Annotated in this window: 16 protein-coding genes; 5 read left to right on the top strand and 11 right to left on the bottom strand. The window is 75.1% G+C overall.

Annotation, left to right across the window (positions count from 1 at the left end; translation table 11 throughout):
- Positions 1–100 precede the first annotated feature (100 nt).
- The gene (locus ABT299_RS23860; RefSeq protein WP_500252035.1) at positions 101–1,330 is read left to right on the top strand and encodes a hypothetical protein; all 1,230 of its coding nucleotides are present in this window, start codon (positions 101–103) and stop codon (positions 1,328–1,330) included.
- Positions 1,330–3,108: a hypothetical protein gene (locus tag ABT299_RS23855; protein WP_500252034.1), complete on the top strand. Its 1,779-nt coding sequence runs from the start codon at positions 1,330–1,332 to the stop codon at positions 3,106–3,108. The genes ABT299_RS23860 and ABT299_RS23855 overlap by 1 nt, the downstream gene beginning before the upstream one ends.
- Here the strand turns inward: ABT299_RS23855 and ABT299_RS23850 are convergent.
- The 6 genes from ABT299_RS23850 to ABT299_RS23825 all read right to left on the bottom strand — a co-directional run bounded on the left by ABT299_RS23850 (position 3,084) and on the right by ABT299_RS23825 (position 11,488).
- A complete protein-coding gene (locus tag ABT299_RS23850; RefSeq protein ID WP_500252033.1) occupies positions 3,084–5,297 on the bottom strand; it encodes a transglutaminase-like domain-containing protein in 2,214 nt (737 codons plus the stop codon). The two genes, ABT299_RS23855 and ABT299_RS23850, sit on opposite strands and share 25 nt — an antisense overlap.
- The gene (locus ABT299_RS23845) at positions 5,294–6,433 is read right to left on the bottom strand and encodes a DUF58 domain-containing protein (RefSeq protein ID WP_190856879.1); all 1,140 of its coding nucleotides are present in this window, start codon (positions 6,431–6,433) and stop codon (positions 5,294–5,296) included. The genes ABT299_RS23850 and ABT299_RS23845 overlap by 4 nt, the downstream gene beginning before the upstream one ends.
- A 4-nt stretch (positions 6,434–6,437) precedes the next feature.
- Positions 6,438–7,418, bottom strand: coding sequence for an AAA family ATPase (locus tag ABT299_RS23840; RefSeq protein WP_190856915.1), 981 nt, complete (start codon positions 7,416–7,418; stop codon positions 6,438–6,440).
- 21 nt (positions 7,419–7,439) lie between these two features.
- Positions 7,440–9,338, bottom strand: a complete 1,899-nt coding sequence (locus ABT299_RS23835) for a hypothetical protein (protein WP_387031766.1) — start codon at positions 9,336–9,338, stop codon at positions 7,440–7,442.
- A 214-nt stretch (positions 9,339–9,552) separates the two neighbouring features.
- Entirely contained in the window at positions 9,553–10,242 is a 690-nt protein-coding gene (locus ABT299_RS23830) for a hypothetical protein (RefSeq protein ID WP_387031768.1), read from the bottom strand.
- An 88-nt stretch (positions 10,243–10,330) separates the two neighbouring features.
- Positions 10,331–11,488, bottom strand: coding sequence for an aminotransferase class I/II-fold pyridoxal phosphate-dependent enzyme (locus tag ABT299_RS23825; RefSeq protein ID WP_500195626.1), 1,158 nt, complete (start codon positions 11,486–11,488; stop codon positions 10,331–10,333).
- Between the two features lie 328 nt (positions 11,489–11,816).
- On the opposite strand from ABT299_RS23825, the gene ABT299_RS23820 reads away from it, so the two are divergent.
- Both ABT299_RS23820 and ABT299_RS23815 read left to right on the top strand, forming a co-directional pair.
- Positions 11,817–12,188, top strand: coding sequence for a DoxX family protein (locus ABT299_RS23820; RefSeq protein WP_387031773.1), 372 nt, complete (start codon positions 11,817–11,819; stop codon positions 12,186–12,188).
- A 180-nt stretch (positions 12,189–12,368) separates the two neighbouring features.
- Positions 12,369–13,007: a hypothetical protein gene (locus ABT299_RS23815; protein WP_500252032.1), complete on the top strand. Its 639-nt coding sequence runs from the start codon at positions 12,369–12,371 to the stop codon at positions 13,005–13,007.
- A gap of 263 nt (positions 13,008–13,270) precedes the next feature.
- Here ABT299_RS23815 and ABT299_RS23810 read toward each other — a convergent pair whose 3' ends face one another.
- A complete protein-coding gene (locus ABT299_RS23810; protein ID WP_500252031.1) occupies positions 13,271–14,050 on the bottom strand; it encodes a class I SAM-dependent methyltransferase in 780 nt (259 codons plus the stop codon).
- A gap of 5 nt (positions 14,051–14,055) precedes the next feature.
- Positions 14,056–14,826 (bottom strand): NAD(P)-binding domain-containing protein, encoded by a 771-nt coding sequence (locus ABT299_RS23805; protein WP_500252030.1) that lies wholly within the window; start codon positions 14,824–14,826, stop codon positions 14,056–14,058.
- Positions 14,827–15,055: 229 nt separating this feature from the next.
- Between ABT299_RS23805 and ABT299_RS23800 the strand changes: the two genes are divergently transcribed.
- Positions 15,056–16,657: a serine/threonine-protein kinase gene (locus ABT299_RS23800; RefSeq protein WP_500252029.1), complete on the top strand. Its 1,602-nt coding sequence runs from the start codon at positions 15,056–15,058 to the stop codon at positions 16,655–16,657.
- Between the two features lie 7 nt (positions 16,658–16,664).
- Here the strand turns inward: ABT299_RS23800 and ABT299_RS23795 are convergent, their stop codons facing one another.
- The 3 genes from ABT299_RS23795 to ABT299_RS23785 form a co-directional block, all read right to left on the bottom strand.
- Positions 16,665–17,162 (bottom strand): Ohr family peroxiredoxin, encoded by a 498-nt coding sequence (locus ABT299_RS23795; RefSeq protein WP_190856889.1) that lies wholly within the window; start codon positions 17,160–17,162, stop codon positions 16,665–16,667.
- On the bottom strand, positions 17,159–17,932 hold the full coding sequence (locus tag ABT299_RS23790) for a sigma-70 family RNA polymerase sigma factor family protein (RefSeq protein ID WP_500252028.1): 774 nt from the start codon (positions 17,930–17,932) through the stop codon (positions 17,159–17,161). The genes ABT299_RS23795 and ABT299_RS23790 overlap by 4 nt, the downstream gene beginning before the upstream one ends.
- Positions 17,933–18,141: 209 nt before the next feature.
- Positions 18,142–19,098 carry an RNA polymerase sigma-70 factor gene (locus ABT299_RS23785; protein WP_500252027.1) on the bottom strand — a complete coding sequence of 319 codons (957 nt, stop codon included), beginning with the start codon at positions 19,096–19,098 and terminating at the stop codon, positions 18,142–18,144.
- Between the last annotated feature and the right edge of the window lie 182 nt (positions 19,099–19,280).

Here is a 19,280-nt window from a genome sequence, read left to right as displayed (position 1 = left end):
CCGGGCGGCCGGTGCCGCACCCGGCCGGAGCGCCGACCGGACCACAGAACCTCGCCGCCGACCCGATCACCTGGCAGGCGGCCGGACGCGGAAGGGCACCGTGACTCCCACCTCGCGGATCAAAGAAGAGTTCTACCTCCGGCGGACGGTCGGCGACGATGTCCCGCTGTTCGTGGACGCCACCCGGTACGCCCGGGACCGGACGCCCTACCCGCTGAGCGCCAAGCGGGCGCTGAAGGCCACCTGCGCCGTGCGGACGGACGACGAGGTGGTCGCCTTCAGCCTGCGCGACTACACCGCGCGGCAGGCCGAGCGGGAGGTCGAGCAGGTCGAGAACACCGTCGGCACGACGACGGTGACCCGGAGCACCGTGCTGCGGCCCCGGATGCCCCGCGCGACGCTGCGGGAGCTGGCCGAGGCGGCGCGCGCGTTCTCGGCGGTCCTCGGCGACGAGCTGATCGTCGAGCTGGAGGGCGACCTGTACGTCCTGGCGGTCACGGACGGGCGGGACGGGGCGGGCCTGGACCTCGTCGGCAGGCTCGCCGGGACGGTCGGCGGAGGGCACGCCCGGACGGCCGCCGCCGACACCGACGCCGAGTTCAAGATCCCGACGTCGGGGGTCCGGTTGCGCGTCTTCCTGCGCTCCCCGGTACGGCGGCGGCTCGTCGCCTACGCCTTCAGCGGCTACCTCGCCCGCAGGCCCGGCGAGCTCGAGACGCTGACCCGCGCCACGGCGCTGGCCCTCAACAGCGCCCATGAGCTGGCGGCCTTCCGCCTGCTGTCCGGGCTCGGCCGCTTCGAGACGCCGCCCGCGCCGGGGCACGTCGCGGGCGAGCCGGGCCCGTCGTCCGGCGGCGTCGCGTTCCCGGTGCCGGTCCGCCTGGCCACCGGCGACGGGACCCCCGCGGCCCGGGGCGACGTCGTCGCGGAGATCGATCTGGACCGGCTCGACCCGGTGACCGGCGGGCTGCTCATCCACCTGCGCGACGAGCTGACGTGGAATCCGGCGGTCGTCGGCTCCGTCCGGTTCGAGTCCTACCGGCAGGTGCTCCGCGAGGCCATCGGCGGGCTGATCGACGCGTCGTTCGGCGCCGGGGCCGTGCGGGACATCGCCTACGACATCATGCTGGGCGATGTCGACCGCGTCGCCGTCGCGGGCCTGCGCGCCGCCACGGCCGGCCTCCCGGTCCTGGAGGGCACGCCCGAGCGGGTCGAGGTGCGGCCCCCGCAGCCGGAGACCGGCCGCCCGGAGACCGCCCGCCCGGAGGCCGTCCGCCCGGCCTCCTCACGTACGGACGCCGAGATCGCGGGAGCACTGAGGAAACTGTGATGGCAACTGCGCCCAACGTCATCGTGGCGGGGCATCCGGACCTCGCGCGGAAGCTGCGGAACACCGGCCGGTTCCCGGCGGTGTTCGACGTCGCGTCCGCGACCGCGCTGCGGGAGCTGTCCCAGAGCGGCAGGGTCGCCGCTCCGGCCACGTTCATGTTCGGCCCGGACTTCGACGAGGACCTCCCCGACGCGGGGGTGGCGGTCCTCGCCAACGGGTTGGCGGCGAGCGGGTTCGCCGTGCTCGTCCACTCCGTCTTCAGCGAGCGCGGCGACGTCTTCGACCCGCGGGTCATGGCGGACACCGGACCGCTGACCATGGCGCAGCTGCTGGACCTGCTCTCCGGGACGGGCGCTCCGCCGGCGCCTCAGCAGAGGCGCCCGTCCGAGCCGCCGCCTCCTCCCCGGCGCGAGCTCATCTACGAGCCGCCGCCGGCCGCGTGGGCCACTCCCGCGCCGATGCACGCCGAGCCCGTCCCCGCTCCGCACGTGCCCGCTCCGCCCGTGGCCGCCCAGCCCCAGCCGCAGGCCGCGCCCGCCGAAGAGCCGCCTCCCGTCCACGACGCCGACGAGGACGACCCGGACGACCTGCCGGAGTACGAGGCACCGGAAGACGACGCGGAGTACGAATACGAGTACGAGGACGACGAGGACGCTTCGGACGACGAGGAGCGCGAAGAATACGAGGAGCACGGAGAATACGAGGAGCACGAAGAGCACGAAGAACGCGAGGAGGACGAGGGCTTCCAGGACGTCCTCGTCGCCGGCGAGCAGGGCCCGCCGGAGAGCCGCGAGCAGGAAGCCCTGCCCGAGTACGAGCACGGGCACGACCACCGGGACGTCGCCGAGACCCGCGCCGAGCCGCTCCCCTTCGTGGCGGCCGAGACCCGCGCCGAGCCGTTCTCACCCGACCCGGCGGAGACCGTCGCCGAGCCTTACTCCCCCGGCCCCGCCGAGCCGTACTCCCCCAGCCCCGCCGAGAACTACTCCCCGAGCCAGGCCGAGAACTACTCCCCGGGCCAGGCGGAGAGCTACTCCCCCGGTCCGGCGGAGACCCGCGCCGAGCCGCAGGGTGCCACCGACTGGATGTGGAAGGAGACGGCGCCGGAGCCCGACCACTACGCCGGCCCTCAGCCGGAAGCCGACCACTATGCGGCCATGCCGCCGGGGCCCGGATGGCAGGGCGGGCCGCCGCCGGTACCGCCCGCGCCCGTCCCGGCGCAGGGAGCGGCGGCGCCGGCGGGCTCGCGAGGCCGCGGCAGGATCGTGCTGATGGCCGGGGCGGTGTTCGTGCTCGTCGCGGGGCTGATGGCCGCGGCCGTGCTGGCGGTCGGGCCGGGGAAGGAGAAGGGGCGCCCGGAGGCGGCCACGTCCCCCGCGTCCTCGCCCGATTCACCCGCTCCCACGTCTCCGGGCGCCAAGTCTCCGGCCCCCACGTCCTCTGGCGGCGCGTCCCAGGCCCCGACGTCCAAGCCCACGGCGGTCCGGCCGGCCGAGCAGTACAAGCCGACCGGGGTGCGCATCGTCGACAGCCGGATCTCGATCGAGGTCAGCTGGAAGGACGCCAGCGGCGGCAAGGCCGCGTTCTACGTGGTCGGCGGCCCGGCGGGGCAGCGGCCCTCGACCCTGGCCAACACCCAGCAGGGGGCCACGAAGGTCGTGGTCGCCGCCCTGAACCCGAGCGTGGAGTACTGCCTGACGGTCGTCGCCGTCGTGGACGTCGACCGGGTCGCCTACGCAAAGCCCATCTGCACTCACCGCGGCAAGCGGGAGGGCTGAGCCGCCCAGAGCGGTGCGCGCGGGTCCCACCACCAGGTCAGGCGGCGCGGGAGCGGCCGGGAGCGCCGCAGCCCGGCGGCCAGGGAGCGGACCTCCGCGACCGCGAACGCCGCGTCGTCCGGGGTGACCGCCCCGCCGAACCCGGCGGCGTCCACCAGCCCGGCCATCCTGCGCAGCCGCGCTGGGTCGGCGTTCGGCAGCTCCCGGGCGAGCCGCTCCGACATCTCGGGGGCGGTGGCGGACGCGGGCACGGTCAGGCCCGCGATGCGCATCGCCACCAGCAGCTCGGTCCACGCCGCCAGGATCCGGCCGGGCGCGGGGCCCCGGCGCAGCCGCCGGAACCGGATCGCCCGCAGCGACGGGACGCCCAGCAGCACGGCCAGCAGGGCGACCAGCAGGATCCCGGGGAGGACGAGCAGGAGCGTCCCGCCCGCGCCGCCCGACCGCGACCGTCCGTGCCGGCCCGCGCCGTCGCCGGCGGCGTCCTGGCTGGGGGCCGCGCTCGGGTGGGCGCGGTCGCCCTCCGCCTGGGCGACGGAGCGCGGCTTCGTGGCCGCCTGCGAGCGCGTGCGCGGGTTCGGGTCGAACGGCACCCAGCCCAGGCCCTCGAAGCGGATCTCGCCCCAGGCCACCGCGTCGCCGGTGCGGACCACCCGGTCGTCGCCGCCGCTGCCCGGCCCGAACCCGACGACCACCCGGCTCGGGAGCCCGGCCTCCCGCGCGAGCACGGCGAACGCGCTGGCGAACTGCTCGGACGTCGCGCCGCCGCCCTTCTTGCCCGGTGCCACCAGCAGCCGGGAGAGCTCCTTGTAGCCGTGCCCGCTCGGGGCGCCCGGCTCGAAGGTGTAGGACTTGCGCAGGTACTCGGCGAGGCGGGACGCGCGCTGGTACGCGGTGCCGTCCCCGGCGGCGGCGAGGGCGATGTCGGCCAGCTTCGGCGGCGCGCCGGGCGGCAGCCGGAGGTAGCGGTCGTACCCGGAGCCGGAGGCCGCGGACGCGTGGTCCGCCTGCCGGCCGCTCCAGTCCGGGACGTCGCCGGTCGCCGAGTACGTCCGCCCGGCGACCGGGCCGTCCGAGGACAGCAGCGTGCCGGACTCCTCGTCGGCGCCGACGCCGATGCCGTTCACGCGGGTGGCGGTGCCGGGGACCGGCACCCACTGGCCGGGCAGGCCGCTGACCGAGACGCGGACCGTGGTCCGCACCGTCTTCGGGGGCGTGCCCGCCGCGGGCGGCAGGACGGACCCGCCGGGGCGGTACGTGCTATCGGGCAGCCAGACCGGTCCGGTGAACTCGCCGAGCGCGACCCATCGCAGGTTCGTCCGCGGACCCTTCACCTGCATCAGGGGCGCGTCGGGCTGGGCGGACCAGGACGACAGGTAGGAGAGCGGGTTGCGGAGCTCGACCGGCGTCTCCGGAGCGGCGGCCTTGCGCGGGTCCTCCGCCCGTGCGGGCCAGCCGTCCAGCGCCCCGGACGCGGCGGCCGCGTAGACGGCGCCGGGCAGCGCCACCACGCACGCCGCGGCGGCGGCCACGGCACCGATGCGCGCGCGCCACCGGCGCTTCCCGGCCGCGGGTTCCATGCCGGGCAGCGGCACGGCGAGCCCGGCGCTGGCGGTGTCCGGACGCGCCTGCGGAGCGGTCAGCAGCAGCACGGCCGCGGCGACGGCGGCCAGGGCGGCCGACCAGTAGCCCGGCCCGCCCGCTCGGGGGTTGAGCGCCGCGGCACCGCACAGGACCACCGCGCCGGGCAGCAGCGCCGGCAGGACGCGGCCGTCGCGGCGCAGCACCGTCGCGATCGCGCCGGCCAGCCAGACCGCCGCCACCGGGAACGCCAGCAGGTCCACGGTCGCCGGGGCGTGCGGCGCGGTGGTGAGGATGCGTGCGCCGGAGTGCAGCACCGCGTCGACGGCGGCGGGCACCGGGCCCTTGACGGGTCCGGGCGCCCAGGCGGCGAGCGCGACGAGCCAGACCGCGGCCGCCGGCAGCCCGGCCGGGATCGCGGCGGGTCCGATCCCGCGCGTCAGCCGGTGCACCGCCGACGTCACCGCGACGGCCAGGACCGCGGTGGCGGCCAGCACCGCGAACGCCGGGAGCGGCCGGTCGTAGCCCGCGGCCAGCAGCGGCGCCGAGGCGGCGGCGGCCAGCGCGACCGCGGCGGACGCCAGCACGCCGCGGGAGGCGACGCTCACCGCGCCCACCAGCGGCTCTCGTTCCACTGCGCGGCGAAGCCGGCCGCGTCGGGGGCGCGCAGGAGCCGCGCTCCCGCGTACGGCGCGGGCATCCCGTCGCCGGGACCGCCGGGTCCGATCAGGCCGACCAGCGAGAGGGTGCGCCGCGCGGCGAGCACCCGCATCGCGGCGGCGACGTCCTCGGCCGCCGCCCGGGTGGACAGCAGGACGACCGCCGGTCCGGACGGCGCGGACCGCAGCCCGGCGCAGGCGGCCGGGAAGTCGGCCCCGGGCCGGGCCCTGGCCTCGGCGAGCACGTCGAGGTGCGCGGTCGTCCCCGCCGTCGCGGGCGACCGCGCGCCGCCGGCCAGCCGCAGCTCGACGGGGACGTCCGGGGCGGACGCCACGATCGAGGCCGCGGCCTCCGCGAGGGCGTCCAGCTCGGCGGGCCCGTACCGGTCGTCGACCAGCACGGTCATGCCGGGGCTGGCGGAGTCCATATGCTCGCGGACCATCAGCCGCCCGCGCCGCGCCGAGGTGCGCCAGTGGATCTGGCGGACGTCGTCGCCGGGCACGTGCTCGCGCAGCCCGGCGAAGGCCCCCTCGGAGGCGCGGACCGACGCCGACGAGGTGTCCCGCCCGCCGCCGCCCGCGGCGGGCACGACGGCGAGGCGGTAGTGGCGCGGGTGCACCAGCAGCCGGACCGGCACGTCGTCGGCCGCCCGGACCGCGCGCACCAGGCCCAGCGGGTCGGTGCGGACCAGGCTGAGCGGACCGGCCTCGACCGCGCCGCGCCGCGGCGCCGACAGCAGGTACCGGATCCGGGGGCGGGCGGTGCCGAGCGGCAGGACGACCGCCGGGCCGGGGCCGGCGACGCGTTCGGCGACGGCGCTGCGGCCGTCGCCGCCCGGCTCGATGTCCAGGACGACGGTGACGGCCGAGCCGGCGCGGACCCGCGAGGCCGTGGCCCGGCGGCGGACCCGCGCGGCCGGCGGCCGTCCGGCGACGGGCACCGCCAGCACGACGGCGAGGACGGCGAGGGCGCCCAGCACGCCCGGGACCAGGTAGCCCAGGCCGAGGCCGCCGCCGCACAGTACGGCTCCGGACGCGAGCAGCCCCCAGCCGCGGGCCGTGGGGCGGGGAGTGCCGCCTGCCATGCTCCTAGCGCCCGTTCCCCTGCGGAACCGGGACGGGGACCTCGGCCAGGATGCCGTCCAGCAGCTCCGCGGCCTCGGCGGCGGTCGTGGCGCCCGACATCGGCACCAGCCGGTGCGCCCACACCGGCCCCGCCAGGGTCTTGACGTCGTCGGGCGTGACGTAGCTGCGGCCGTGCGCCAGCGCGTACATCCGCGCCGCCCCGCACAGCGCGATCGACGCCCGCAGCGACACCCCGGCCCGCAGGTGCGGATGCCGCCGGGTGCGCTGGGCCAGGCGCAGCACGTACTCGTAGACGGGGTCGGCGAACGCGACGCTGTCGGCGGTCGGGCCGAGCCACGCCATCGCCTCGGTGTCGAGCACCGGGGTCAGGTCCTCGGGGACGGTCAGGGCCGAGCCGCGCAGCAGCGCCATCTCCGCGTCCTCGCCGGGGTATCCGAGCGACAGGCGCATCAGGAAGCGGTCGAGCTGGGCCTCGGGCAGCGGGAAGGTCCCCTCCAGGTCGACCGGGTTCTGCGTCGCCACCACGAGGAACGGGCGCGGTACCGGGTGCGCCTTCCCGTCCACCGTGACCTGCTCCTCCTGCATGACCTCCAGGAGCGCCGACTGCGTCTTGGGCGAGGTCCGGTTGATCTCGTCCACGATGACGACGTTGGCGAACACCGGGCCGGGGTGGAACTCGAACTCCCGGGTGCTCTCGTTGAAGATCGTCACGCCGGTGATGTCGGAGGGCAGCAGGTCGGGGGTGCACTGCACGCGGCCGACCGTCCCGCCGGTCACCGCCGCGAGCGCGCGGGCCAGCGTCGTCTTGCCCATGCCGGGCAGGTCCTCCAGCAGGATGTGCCCGCCCGCGGCGAACGCGGTGAGGATCAGGCGCACCGTGGCGGGATCGCAGCGTGCCGCCTTCTGGACGCCCTCGGCCATCCGGTCGAAGGCGTCGGCCACCCGCAGCGCCCCCTCCGGGGGGATCGCGGGCGTAGCGGTCATGGTGCTCACTGGGTACCCCTTCTAGCCGCAGTTGGCCCAGCCGGACGAGGCGCTCGCGCCGGACGCGCCGCCCGAGTAGCGGACGCAGATGCCGGGCGCGTGGACGAAGACCGGCCCGGCGTAGTACTTGAAGGTGCCGCTGTCGCTCGCGACCTTGCCGGTCTGGCTCTGCAGGCGGACCCAGACGCTGGTGCCCTTGCCGATGTTCGTGGTCTTCATCGTGACCGCGCAGTTGTTCTTCGTGGTGGCGCTGTAGAGCTGGTAGATCCGCCCGCCCGCGAACGGCGTCGACCGCTGGATCTTGTAGTTGCCGCCCGCGGACGCGTTGCAGACCTGCTGCGGCGTGTACGGGTTCCTGGTCTGCGTGGGCTTCGGCTTCGGCTTGGACGTCGTCGGCCTGCTCGACGGCTTGGACGTCGTGGGCGTGCTCGACGGCTTGCTCGTCGTCGGCCTGCTCGACGGCTTGGAGGTCGTCGGCCTGCTCGACGGCTTCGAACCGGTGGACGGCGCGGACGGGGTCGTGCCCGTGGACGGCGACGACGGTGACGTCGAGGGGCCCCGCGTGGGCAGCGGAAGCGACGGGGCGGGTCCGCTGGGCCTCGCCGGTGTCGGGGACGGGTCCGCGGGTTCGGTCGGAGCGTGCTTCCACGGCTTGCCGGGCTTGGTGGGCAACGGCAGCTCGGGCGTCTGCCGCGGCTGGCCCGGGTCGAACGGGTTCGGGAACACCGGATCGGCGGGCGGGACCGGCACCTGGGGCGGGCTGCTCTCGCCGCCGCCGGGCGTGTCCGGGCCGTCTCCGCCGTGCCCGGATCCGCCCGGGTACTTGCCGATCGTGCGGGCCACCCCGTCGTCGCCGACGACCAGGGCGTCCGTGCTCCCCGGCGCGTTCACGAACAGGTTGCCCTCGCGGACCTGCACCTCCAGGTCGCCGCGCCCGGACGGCATGTTCAGCACGCCGGTCTGCCGCCCCGTCGGCTCGAACACCCGGACCTGCCCCGTGTTCCGGACGGGGAGGTACACCTTGCCGGCGAACGGGACGGCGGGCTCCTGGACGGGGTCGCTCAGCGGGAACGACCGGACCGGGCCGCCCTTGCGGACGTCGCCGAGCGTGACCACCGAGCCCGCGGCGGGCACGGTGACCGCGGCGAGCGCGCCGTGCGTGCGGTCCGGCACCATCGCGCCGTCGAGCGGCACGGACACCGCGACCTTGCGGGTGCCGTCGCCCGTCGCGACCACCAGGGCCCGCCCGCCGCGGTCCACCACGAGCGCGCCGCGGTCCAGCACGGTCACCGCCAGGTCGTGGCCGGGGTCGGCGACCCCGGCCGTGTGGACGATGCTGGCGCCCTTGTCGGTGACCTTCAGGGCGACGGCGGTGCCCTGCCCGGGCACCGCCACCCACAGCAGCCCGGCGTCGTCGAACTCGCCGCCGACGAGCGGACCGGGCAGTTGCAGCACCGGGCCCACGGGACGCAGCGTGGACGGGTCGAGCGCGCGCACCGCACCGGAGGTGCGCTCGATCAGCGCGGCGGACGCACCGCCCATCGCCAGGTGCGGATCGCCGCGGGTGCCGATGTCCAGCTTCCCCGAGAAGCCCAGCCCGTTGAGGTTGAGCGACGACACGCGGCCGGTGTCCAGGTCGTGGATGAGCAGGTACCGGTCGTTCTGCGTGACCTGCACCCGGTGGCCGCGGGCGTCGGTCACCTGGCGGCGCTGCTCGACCTTGCCGCTGTCGGGGTTGACCCGGTCCACCTCGCCCGCCGTCCGGCTCCACAGCCAGGCGCTGCCGTCGGAGGCCGCGATGGCGAGGCCGGACCGGCCCCCGCCCAGCAGGGTGGCCACCAGCGCGGCGCTGAGCACCAGGGCCGCGGCCCACCAGCCGGCCCGCGCGCGCATCGCGGCGGCGACCTTCTTCCGCCCCATCACAGCCATCCCCTCGTTGCGTGCCCCCACCGCCGCTGCACCGGCTCCTCGGAGGGCATGTCGACAGCCATCACGGCAGGTCTTCTCCACAGATCAGAGGTGCGTGCTGAACCGGTCGGTGGACGGCCGGCCGCGCTATAGACCGACTGTCCGGAGGACGGGGGTTTCGGCAACCGCCGGACCGCCCGTCCCCGTCACCCCGGAGCAGCGGAGATCAGTCGTCTTCCAGGAAGTACCGTCCGAGGACCTCGCTGAAGCGGTACTCCCGGGCCTCCAGGATCCGCACCGCCCGGTCGGTGAGCACCCCGCCGGGCCGTCCGGGATTCGCCTCGGCGAGCATCCCCTTCTTCCGGGCCAGCCGGATCCAGTTCGCCACACCCCGCCAGCTGCACCCGGTGACCTCCTCCACCTTGCGCACCGGGTCGGAGTAGCCGAGGTCGACGTACCAGGAGTAGATGGCGGCGACGATCGCGAAGAACTCGTCCGGCCGGCCCGCCCTCCCGGGGCGCCGCACCGAGCGCGCCGAGCGGTTGATGTGGCGGGCCATCCTGTCGATGGTCTCGGAGAAGCAGTCCTCGCGGGCCATCCTCTGCACCATGCTCGCCTGGGCCTTCGCCACCCTGGAGATCCGCGCCAGCGGGATCGTGCGCAGGACGTCGACCGTGATGCCCTGGTCGGTCTCCTCGGCGGCGGCTCCCGGCGCGGCCTTGATCACCATCTCGGCCGGGCCGGCGGCGGCCGGCACGGCCCAGCGCATCGTCACCTCCCAGGCCCCGGTGACGAACCGGTGCTCGACGCCGCTTCCCGGTTCCGCGAACTCGTCGCCGGCCATGCCGGACTCGCTGACCTCGAAGAGGTCCGGGGAGATGATGATCTCCGACTTCTGCTGCTGCGTGATGCTCATGTTCCCTCAAGAAGTCGCGGGCGCGGGCAGCGGGCGCCCTGTCGTGGTGGATGACCGGGACCGCGCCGGCCGGATGCCTCGCCCCGTCTCATCCGGGGGCGCCGGCCGTCGCGGCGTGCGCTCGCAGGACCGCGAGCATGGCCTGGTTCTGCCGGTAGGTGCCGATGCTGATGCGCACGGAGTCCCCGACGCCGGGGACGGCGCTGCAGTCGAGGATCCGGATGCCGGCCTCCCGCATCCGGTGCGTGAGCTCCTCCGGCCGGGCGACGTCGACCAGCAGGAAGTTGGCGTCACTGGGGTGGACGCGGACGCCGGGCAGCGCGGCCAGCGCGTCCTCGACCCGCCGGCGCTCGCCGAGCACGCGGCCGATGTTGGCGCGCGCGTACTCGATCCCGGCCGGGCTGACGGCGGCCGCGACGGTGGCGATCGTCGACTGGGTCAGGGGGCGCGGGATGGCGATCCGCCCGAGGATGCCCACCACCGCCGGATGGGCGATGGCGATCCCCACCTGCTCGCCCGCGAGGCTGTACTCCTTCGACAGCGTCCGCAGCACGACGAGGTTGGGATGCGCGTCGATCTCGCGGGACAGCGGCGCGTCCCCCGAGTACTCGACATAGGTCTGGTCGGCGACGACCAGCGCCTTCCCGAGCAGGCGCGAGGAGAGCTCCAGCACGTCCGCCCGCCGGACCAGGTTCCCCGTCGGGTCGTTGGGCGTGCAGAGGAACAGCACCTTCAGCCCCGGATCGGACCGGTGCACGGCCAGGATCCGCTCGGGGTCGAGTTCGAAGCCGGCGTCCTTGCGCAGCGGCACCTCATGGATCGCGACGGACTGGAGCCGGGCGGAGACCGCGTGCCGGCCGAAGACGGGCGGGCAGACCAGGATGGCGTCCCGCCCGGCCGTGCAGAAGGCGCGGACCAGCAGGTCCGTCGCCTCGTCGACGCCCCGGGTGATCAGCATGCGGTCCCGGGGGGTGCCGAAGCAGTCGGCGAAGCGGTCGAGCAGGTGCCCCGGCTGCGCCTCCGGGTAGCGGTTGTGCGGCAGGGCGTCCACGCCGGCGGGGAACGGGGGGTACGGGTTCTCGTTGGCGTCGAGCCGGGTGTGGACGTCGCCCTCCCGCTGCGCCGTCCGCCCCGGTCCGGAGGAGGCCATCTCGAGGATCTCCGGCCGCGCCAGCCTGGTGATCTCCTCCATCGCGTCCTGCCTTCGCGCCGGCGGGGCATCCCCGGTGACACCGAGTTCCGACATGGGTTCCTTACTCTCTCCGACGCGTCGACCCGACCGGCACGACCGCCGTCCCTGTAGAACCGTTCGGCGGTGGCGGAGAACCGCAACCCCCCGTCGCAGATGCCCGCGCCGCCGGGTGCGCCGGCGCGGAACGGGATCGTCCCTGGTCACCGCCACCGCACGGGCGCCCCGGCGGTGAGGAAGACGGAGGTGGCGCCGCCGTTCTCCGGTCCGGCGGACCGGCCGGAGTCCGAGGCCGGGCGCGCCGCCTCACGTTCCCGGACACTGCGTTGTCGGACCGGTGGGATCCCGCGGCGGGATCCGGACGGCGACGGAGAAGGAGAGTTCGATGAACGTGTTCTTGTGGATCGTGCAGGCGGTCCTGGCCGCCCTGTTCGCGATGTCCGGCCTGGCCAAGGTCGCTCAGCCGAAGGCCAAGCTGGTCGGCAGGTACCAGTGGATGGAGGACTTCTCCCAGGCGGCGGTGTGGTTCATCGGCGTGGTGGAGCTGCTGGGGGCGCTCGGGCTGATCCTGCCGGGCGCCACCGGGATCGCGCCCGTGCTGACACCGGTCGCCGCGTCGGGGTTCGCGGTGCTGCTGGTCCTGGCGGCGGCCCTGCACATCCGGCGCAAGGAGCCGTCGGCGCTGGGGATCACCGGCTTCCTGCTGGTCCTCTCCGTCCTCGCCGCCTGGGGCCGCTTCGGCCCGTACCACTGGTAGCGCTCCCCCGCCGAAAACCGGCACCCGGCACAGGCTTCAAATTCCCGGTCACCTGTTTTCGGCGGACGCGTCCCGACCACACCCGGCCATGCACGCACCCGAATGTCGCCGCGCGGAAAGGTCTCGCGGAGAGGCAGGGCGAGGACACTTCATAAGGCCGGTCGTACATAGGGGGTTCCGGTGCAACAGATCACGATCAAGAACAAGTCCGCGAGCCTGAGCGAGAACGGGCACTATATCGTCGCGCAGTACGAGCCGCTGCGCCTGTACGTCCACCCGAAGAACGCCGAACAGCCTCACTACTGCACCGCCGAACTGGACTCCGTGCAGTACAACGGGACCAAGTACGTCCAGTACCAGCCGGTCCGGCGGTTCCTGCGGGACTGCCTGCACACGGCCGAGGAGATCATCTACGACGGGCCGCTCGACCTGGGCGGCGACTACACGCACGTCGAGGGCCTTCTGTTCGGCAAGAGCGAGGCCGGCAACATCCGGATCGCGGAAGCGCGCCGGGGACAGGAGAGGACGGACGGGAAGGCACACCCCGACTACAACGAGGCGTACGTGATCGTGTCGACCGTGGCGGGATCGGTGTACCCGTACCATGCGGCGGCGGTGGTGGCCATCGACGGCGACGACACCGTCACCTTGGAGGTCTTCGCTCGCGGAACCGACGCCAGGCAGAACGACCGCTCCGCCGCCGGCCGGTTCGAAATGTACTCCTCCAAGGGCGGCACCACCTTCCACTCCGTCTGGAGCAACAACGTGAACTTCGCCGGAACGAATCCGGTCACGATGGTCCTGAGCCGCTATTACTGACCCCCTCAAAAGGCCGGCAAGAGCGGACGGAATCGGCCGGACGACGATGCGCGGCCCCTTCACTTTCACCCCTGGCACACCATCCACGGCCGCCCCCGATAAGCATTCAGATTGAAGCGAGCGAGCGGTTCCTCGGTGCCGTGAGCGTCGACGCGGTGCGGTCGACCGATCAAGGCTTGCGGCATGAGCCGATGGGGCCCGCCCTTCGCGCGGCCGGAGCCGCCGTTGGCGCGCGTCGCTGCTGGGAGGCCGTGGTGGGGGCGTTAAGGGGTTGGGGGGTGGGGGGTTTGTTTGGCTGTTAGGGCTTGGATGCGGTGGGGGATCTGGAGTGGCTGGTCGGGGAAGCGGTCGTGCAGGAGCCGGGCGAGGTCGGCGTCGAAGGCGCTGATCCGGTCGGGCGGCAGGGTGGCGCCGATGCCGCTGGCGCTGCGCATGCGTCCCCGCCACGCCTCGTGGGTGAAGGAGACCATGGTGTCGAAGGCGAAGCCGTGCAGGTCGTCGAACCCGGCCGCGGTCAGTTCGTCGCGCCAGTGCGGGTTCTCGGCGAGGCCGCCGACCTCCGGCCAGTCGGGGTTGTAGGCGCAGGCCAGTTCGAGGCTCGCGGCGGCGACGGTGCCGGGCTCGGTCGAGAAGTCGCGGTAGCAGATGACCAGCGCACCACCCGTGGTGAGGAGGCGGCGGGCCTCGGCGATGGCGCGCGGGCGGTCGAACCAGTGCCAGCACTGGCCCGCGCTCACCACGTCCCAGGCTCCGGCGGGCAGGCCGGTGTCCTCCGCCGGGGCGCGGTGGTAGGACACCGCGGCCTCGCCTGCGCCGCGCCGTTCCGCCTCCGCGAGGAGTTCGGGGGCGACGTCCACTCCGGTCACCGTGCAGCCGGCGGCGGCGAAGGCGCGCGACAGGACGCCCGTCCCCGTGCCCAGGTCGACGACGCGCTGGCCGGGCAGCCCCACTCCGGACGCGGCCAGCCGGTCGAACAACTCGGGCGGGAACCCCGTCCGGTACCTCGCGTAGTCGTGGGCCGTCGGGCCGAAGTTCACCGCCACATCGCTCATTGTCCGTCAAGGACGGCGAGGAGGTCGTCGAGGGCCCTGCCGAGGGCTTCGGAGTTGGCCGGGGTGAACCAGGTGGTGCGGATGCGCTCGTTGTTGCCCTTCGGGGTCTCGTGGTCGGCGGCGAGCCGGTGCAGGGTGCGGGTCTCGTCGCCCAGGGAACGGCCGACGCCCTGGAAGAGGCTCCGGACGTAGGCGTCCGCGGCGCCGGGGGCGATGCCGTGGCCGGCGGCCCAGGACGTGAGCGCGGCGAGATACGAGTAGTGGGTGGTCAGCGTCCCGGTGAGGGCGGAGAAGACGTTGAAGGACGCCTCGTCCTCGACGGGGAGCGCCCCGCCCAGGCGCTCGAAGAGGGCGTCCACCACCGGATGGGACGGGCAGGTCACCGTGACGGAGCGGCGTTCGCGGACGGCGGGCAGGGGGATCGCCCGCACCAGCGCGGCGCCGGTGCCGAGCGTCCGGCGCAGGTCGTCGTTGCCGACCCCCGCCATCACGTTGATCACGATCTTGCCGCCGTCCACGGTGAGGCCGGCGAGCGCGTCGTGCCGGTCCTGGCCCCGGACGGCGATGATCACGATGTCGGAGCGGTCCACCACGGCCTGGTTGCCGGTGCAGACCCGGACGGTCTCGTAGCGTTCGGCCAGCTCGGCGGCCGTGCGGGCGCCGCGCGGGGACAGGAGCACCTCGGGCGGTCGCTCGGCTCCGTCGCACAGGCCCTCCGTGATGGCCCGGCCGATCTCGCCCACTCCGATGATGCCGATGCTCCTCATTGCGTCCTCCCTGGTGGGCGTGGTTCTCCCCGCCGACGCTATTCGAACGTCCGCTCGACGCGATTGAGGATTCTCGCGTGCGGACGCAAGGATTTCGCGCGATCGGCGAGCGCCGGCGCGGCCGGGCCGGCGGGAGCACCTCGGCGCCGGGGGCGGCGGCGCCGTGACCGGGCGAGATGTTGTCCGGTTGGACCGTTTTCCGGTGATCGGTGGTTCTAGGCTGTCCGGCGTGACCTCTGGGCAGACGGTGATCGACGGGCGCTTCGAGCTGCGAGGACGGCTCGGCAGCGGCGGGATGGGGACGGTCTGGCGCGCGTTCGACCTCGCCCTGCACCGCGAGGTCGCGCTGAAGGAGGTGCGGCTCGCCGGAGCCGACCCGTCCGAGGGCGATCCGGCGGTCGCGGAGATGATGCGCGAGCGGGTGATGCGCGAGGCGCGCGCGCTGGCCCGGCTCCACCACCCGAACGTGGTGACCATCCACCACATCGTGGACTCGCCCGACATGCCGCACCCGTGGCTCGTAATGGAGCTCGTCCCTGGGCGGTCGCTCCAGGACCGGCTCGCGGAGGGGCCGCTGCCGCCCGCGGAGGCGGCGGCGATCGGGCGCGGGATCCTGGCGGCCCTGCGCGCCGCGCACGAGGCGGGCATCTGCCACCGGGACGTGAAGCCCGCGAACGTCCTGCTGCGCACGGACGGCACGGCGGTCCTGACCGACTTCGGCATCGCGGTGCTGGAGGAGGCGTCGCGGGTCACGGCCACCGGCGGGCTCGTGGGCTCGCCGGAGTACATCGCGCCGGAGCGGCTGCACGGCCGCGAGGGCGATCCGGCCTCGGACCTGTGGTCGCTCGGCCTGCTGCTGTACGTGGCGGTCGAGGGCCGGAACCCGCTGCGCCGGCCGACGGCGGTGGCGACGCTGGCGGCGGTGATGGCCGCCCGGATCCCGCCGCCGCAGCAGGCCGGTCCGCTCGCGCGCGCACTGCAGGCGCTGCTGGTGGCCGACCCCGCCGCCCGGCCTACGGCGGCCGAACTGGACCAGATGCTGGCCCAGGCGGAGGACGCCCGGCAGACCGCGGCGCCGCCTCCGCCGTCCCCGCCGCTTCCTCCGCCCGTCCAGCACACCGGACCCGGCACGGACCCGGGCGCGTTCCCGGGGACGGTCCCCGCGCGCCCGCCGGGGCAGCGGCGGCGGACGGGCCTCGTCATCGGCGCGATCGTCGTGCCGCTGGCCTGCGCGGCGGCGGTGCTGCTCGTGGCGGCCGTCGTCTTCGTCCCCAAGCTGCTCGACGAGACCCGCGACGCGGCGAACGGCGCGGGCCTCCCGACCGGTCCGGTGGACGCCGGCGGCGACCCGGGCCCCGCGACGGCGGCCGCCGGGCCGAAGACCCTGCTCACCCCGGCCGCCATCCGTGGCGTGATCAAGAAGTTCGAGGCGGCGTCGGGCTCCCGGCAGTTCGCGGAGATGACGGTCTACGAGGGCCGCGCGACCGCCGACGCGCCGGTCCGCGGCCGGCGCGGCGCGTTCGACAACTACACCTACGAGAAGGGCGCCGACGCCGCCGTCAAGGGCGGTCCCAGCGTCGGCATCACCGATAACGCCAAAGTGAACCTGAGCGCATTCAACTGGAATGCCCTACCGGGACTCATGACCCGGGCCGCGCGCACACTGAAGGTGCCGAAGCCGACGAACAAATACGTGATCGTCAAGGCGTCCTGGACCTTCAACGGCGACCGTCCGACCATGATGGTCTACTTCACCGACGACTACGGCGGCGGCTACCTCGCGGCGAACGCCCAGGGGAAGGTCGTCACGACCGTCCCGTCCGACTCCTGACGGTTCTTCAGGGAGCGAGGCGGATCGTGGACGGCGCCCCCTGCCGGGTCATTTTCACGTAGGGGCAGAGTCCGGCCGCTTTCGCCAGCAATTCGGCGGCCGTCGAACGGTCGACCTCGGGCCATTCCACGAGCAATTCGGTGCGCAGCAGGTAACCGCCGTCGGCGGGGTCGCGGCCGAAAGACACGGACGCGTCCACCCGGATCGGCGCGGGGTCGAGCGCGTGCCGCCGGGCGAGCAGGCTGAGCGCGCCGTGCAGGCAGGCGGCGACGGCCGTCGCGAAGAGCTGCTCGGGGTTGGGGCCCGCCGCGTCGCCGCCCAGTTCCCGTGGCGGGTGCAGCTCCAGGTCGAGGGCGCCGTCGGACGAGCGGGCCCGGCCGGTCGCGCGGCCGTGGGCGGAGGCGCCGCCGCTCACGCCGACCCGGGCGGTGTAGATCGGCGCGAACGCGGCGCCGTCGTAGTCGTCGTCCGGAGAGAGGGCCGGGACGGGGCTCGGGTCGCTCATCCGACCCCCCGGTCCCGTCCGGAAGCGGCGGAGCCGGGCGGAGCGTCGTGCTCGGGACGGTGCCAGCGCCGCAGCTTGTCGGGGTTCAGCGTGATCCAGACGGCGGTGACCGCCGTGCCGGCGGTGCTCACGCCGACCACCGCCACGGTGCGGCCCGCACGGTGCAGGACGAGCCCGGTGCGGCCGTTGACGGACCGGACGGTCACGACGGTCCGGGGCCGTCCGGCGAGCAGGGCCGTCATGAAGCGGGCGACGGCGTCCGCGCCGTGCGCGGGGTGGGCGGCGGCGCGCACCTTCCCGCCGCCGTCGCTGACCACGATCGCGTCGGCGCCGAGGACGGACGTCAGCGCCGCCGTGTCCCCGGTGCCGCACGCTGCGGCGAACCGGCGCACCACGCCGTCGTGCCTCGCGAGCAGGGCCTCGCCGGCGTGGTCCCGCTCGGGATGGCGCCGCAGCCAGGCGGTGACGGGATCGATCGCGGGCCCGGGCCGGCGGACCTCCTCCCCGCGCACGGCAAAGTCGCGGCCTTCGCCATGGCCGCCGGCGGCGAGGAGGTCCAGGCAGATGCCGCCCGCGACCCGCGTCAGCCACGCCCGGGGCACGGCGATGCCCGCGCGCTCGTCGTCGTCGAGCGCGTACCAGCGGCGGTACGTCTCGTGGACGATCCGGTCGGCGGCGTCCGCGCCGAACATCCACTCGGCGATGTCCAGCAGGTGCCGCCGCTCGTCGAGCATCTCCGCCAGCGACACGGTGCCGCCCGGGCCGGTCACCGGCGGCCGCCCTCGCGGCCGGGCGGGGGCGCCGGGAGGCGGGGCGCGCCCGGGTCTGCGGAGCGGCCGCCGGCCGCCGGGATCGTCCGCACGTTCGTCCTCACTTCGCTCGGTCGCCGGCGGATATGCCGCCGGTCGGACGTCGCCAGTTAAGACAGGACGGAGGCCCCCGTTGTGACCGAGGCCGCGCGCCGGTCGGGCGGCGCCGGTCAGGCGGCGCCGGACACCGCGGCGATCTTGGCGGGGTTCATCATCCACATGATCCGGCCGATGCCGCGGTCGGAGGCGTCGACGGTGAGGACGGTGAAGACCTCGCCGTCGCGCCGGAGCAGGGCGGCCGCCTGCCCGTTGACGGTGGCCCATTCCACGTCGACGCCCTCCCAGAACCGGGACGCGAACGCCCTGACGTACTTGGCGACGCGGACCGCGCCCACCACGGGGAATCGGGAGGCGCGCGCCGCGCCGCCGCCGTCGGAGTAGCTGACCGCGTCCGCGGCGAGGAGCTCCTCCAACGCGGCGAGGTCGCCGGCGCGGGCGGCGGCGACGAAGGCGGTCAGCAGCCGGCGCTGCTCGGCCCCGGTCACCGGCGCCCGCCGCCCGGACCGCAGGTGCTTGCGGGCCCGGCTGACGAGCTGCCGGGCCGCCGCCTCGCCGACCTGCACGATCGCGGCGATCTGCGGGTACGGGTAGTCGAACGCCTCGCGCAGGACGTAGGCGGCGCGCTCGGTCGGCGAGAGCCGCTCCAGCAGCATCAGCACCGCGAGGTTGAGCGCCTCGCCGCGTTCGGCGCCGAGGTGCGGGTCGGCGCCGGTGTCGACGGGTTCGGGCAGCCAGGGCCCGACGTAGGTCTCCCGGCGGACGCGCGCGGACTTCAGGACGTTGATCGCCAGCCGCGTGGTCGTCGTCGCGAGGAACGCCGCGGGGTCGGCCACGGCGGCGCGGTCGTAGGTCTGCCACCGCAGCCAGACGTCCTGCACCAGGTCCTCGGCCTCGGCGGCGCTGCCCAGCATCCGGTAGGCGATGCCGAACAGGCGCGGCCGCACCTCGCCGAAGACCGCGCTGGCGTGGTCGAGATCGCCCGCCGCCCCCGAGTCGCCCGCCCCCGAGTCGCCCGCCCTCGGGTCGCCCGCCGCCGGGTCGCCGTCCGGTCCGCCGTCCGCCGCCATGATCGCCCCCCGTTCCGGATCGCGGGCCGGGTCCGGTCGCACCCGCCCTCGCACAGCTCAGACAAGGCGGCCCCGCGTTCTGTGACAGCCGCCCGCCGCCGGCCCGCCGTCCGCCCGACCCCGCGCGCGGGGGGGGGGGGGGGGGCCGCGCGGGCCCGGGGGGGGCCGGGGGGGCCGCGGGG

It is taken from the genome of Spirillospora sp. NPDC000708 (assembly GCF_040299565.1).
Lineage (GTDB): Bacteria > Actinomycetota > Actinomycetes > Streptosporangiales > Streptosporangiaceae > Spirillospora.
The sequence above is the reverse complement of the archived record's forward strand: the minus strand, read 5'-3'. Positions and strand labels throughout refer to the sequence as shown.